Source organism: Neisseria sp. P0021.S005 (genome assembly GCF_051956955.1).
Map to the genome: position 1 here is coordinate 1 of NZ_JBQCWY010000426.1, position 2,631 is coordinate 2,631.

Consider the following 2,631-nt stretch of genomic DNA (forward strand, 5'->3'; position numbering starts at 1 on the left):
AATATATACAATATAACTAGTTCAAAAGTATTAATTTGATTGAACGAGATATTTTTAATATTTAAAAAATGGAGAATATAAAGATGAAACTGAATGTATCGCTCAGTCCTTTGTGTTTGGCTTTAGCGCTTTTTTTCGGTACTGCGTATGCGGACGGAGGTATTGTTGCTGGAACCATGCACAAGACGGGTTCTTTGGCTGTCGGTAAGGAATCCGTATCGGGCGAAAATGCCGCTGCAGTTGGCGACAAGGCTAAAGCAAATGGCTATAAGGCGATGGCTTTGGGTTATGATTCTGCCGCTTCCGGTTTGAGCGCAACTGCTTTGGGTGGCGAATCCAAAGCGGAGGCATTGCGGTCGGTGGCGGTTGGCTTTCGGGCCCATGCCAAGGGAACAAATGATGTAGCAGTCGGTGGCGCAGCGGCTGCTTCTGGCGGTCAATCCGTTGCAGTCGGTCTGCTGTCCAAGGCTTCGGCTTTGCGTGCCGTTGCGGTAGGTAATGGCGCTCAGGCAAGTAATATTGATGCAGTAGCTATCGGCAGAGATAGTGAGGCGGATGCGCTCAGCGCGACGGCCTTAGGTGATCGAGCTAAAGCACGTGGAACTCAATCACTTGCGCTGGCATCGGCTGCTGAAGCAGAAGGTTATCAAGCAGTGGCGGTTGGTACGCGTGCGGTATCGAATGCCGTAAACAGTGTAGCTTTGGGTGTCGAGTCTTCCGCTACAGCCTTGAACGGTCTGGCTGTCGGCACCAGCTCCAGTGTGCGTAAAGAAGGTGGTACGGCAGTCGGCGGCGGTGCATCGGCTTTGGAAGAGAAATCTTTGGCACTCGGTTTCCAAGCCAAAGGTAAAGCCGAGAAAGGGGTGGCTCTGGGTGCGCAAAGCATCGCAGATTTGGCTGCAGGTCAGGCAGGCTATGATTTTGCGACACAGTCGGCAAGTCAATCTGAAGACAAGACATGGAAATCGACATTGGGCGCGGTTTCAGTTGGCAATGAAAAGGACAGCCGTCAAATTACCCATGTGGCTGCCGGTACTCAGGATACGGATGCGGTAAATGTGGCTCAGGTTAAAAGGCTTGCGGAAAGATGGCAGGCCGATAGTCAGCAAAAAGAGTCGGCGGTGGCTGCTCAAATCAATCAGATACGAGCTGAAACACGCGTAGAAATGAAAAAACTGGAAGACCGTGCGGATGCCGGCTCTGCCGCTGCGATTGCGGTGGGTAATCTGGGACAGGCTTACCAGCCGGGACAGGGTGCGGTATCCATTGGCAGCGGCGTTTGGCGCGGAAAGGCCGGTTTTGCTGTCGGAGTATCGAAAGTATCCGCCAGCGGCAAATGGCTGGTGAAAGGTTCTGCTGTCGGCGCATCTAAGGGTGGTGCAGGCGGTGGAGCCAGCGTAACCTATCTGTGGTAGAAAATTTCAGATAGTCTTGAATGTTGAGGCCGTCTGAATTTGGCATGCGAAGCGGTAGAAGCGTAAAATCAACGTTTTTGCCGCTTTTTTATCATGGAAACCTCTTTCCTGCTTGCCGGAAAAATTACCGAGCTGACGCTGATTGTTTTGATGGGCGTGGCCTTGGTAAAAGCCGGGCTGTTGAAATCGGAAAACAGCTACACGCTCTCCGTTATCGCGCTTTACCTGATCAGCCCGTCCGTCATGATTCATGCCTTTCAGATGGACAATACGCCGCAGATTATCGAAGGGCTGAAGCTTTCCGTCATGCTGGCGGTGTTTTTCCATGTGGTGTTGATTGTTTTGGGCAGGGTGTTTAAACACTTGTTCAAACTCGATGGGCTCGAACACGCGGCGACGGTGTACAGTAATTCGGGCAACTTGATTATCCCTTTGGTGATGTCGGTATTTGGTGCGGAATGGGTGATTTATACCACTGGTTTTATCTTGGTGCAGACGTTTTTGTTTTGGACGCATCTGCGCCTGTTGATTTGCGGCCGAGGCAATGTGGCTTGGAAAACCATTTTTACCAATATCAACATCTTATCCATGTTGGTCGGGCTGCTAATGTTTACCTTTCAAATCAAGCTGCCGCATATTGTCGATAATACTTTGGCGACGGTGGGCGGCATGATTGGCCCGGTTGCCATGTTGGTGGCGGGCATGCTTTTGGCTTCTCTGCCGTTACGCTCGATTATGTGGACGCCGAGGCTTTATCTCGTTGCTTTTTTAAGGCTGATTTTGATTCCGGTATTATTGCTTTTCGCCGTTAAAGCCTGCGGTTTTGCCCATCATGATGCGCATGCGGATACGGTTGTTTTAATCAGCTTTTTGGCAACGACTTCGCCTGCCGCAGCGACGGTTACCCAAATGGCGGTTGTTTACGGCAAAAATGCCCAAAAAGCCAGCGCGATTTATGGGTTGACGACCTTGCTTTGTGTGGTAACCATGCCGGTAATGATTGCGTTATATCGTTGGATTATTTAAGAAAAGGGCAGGCCGTCTGAAACTTTGACTTTATGTTTCAGATGGCCTGTTTGGTATTTTAATTTTGAAAATAACTTTTATTATCAATTAATTAAGCAATTAAAAAACTATACAAAGCCGTTTGCAGCGTGTATCCTTATGTCTAACATTCATCCAATATCAATCTTTAAAGGAACACAGCCATGACCGA

2 protein-coding genes are annotated in these 2,631 nt (G+C 49.3%); both read left to right on the plus strand.

The features are described from left to right. Nucleotides 1–83: 83 nt before the first annotated feature. Complete coding sequence (locus ACTHUE_RS15105; RefSeq protein ID WP_070460037.1) at nt 84–1,415, plus strand: YadA-like family protein; 1,332 nt, start codon at nt 84–86, stop codon at nt 1,413–1,415. A 93-nt stretch (nt 1,416–1,508) separates the two neighbouring features. Next, complete coding sequence (locus ACTHUE_RS15110; RefSeq protein WP_070460039.1) at nt 1,509–2,441, plus strand: AEC family transporter; 933 nt, start codon at nt 1,509–1,511, stop codon at nt 2,439–2,441. The last annotated feature ends 190 nt before the right edge of the window (nt 2,442–2,631 follow it).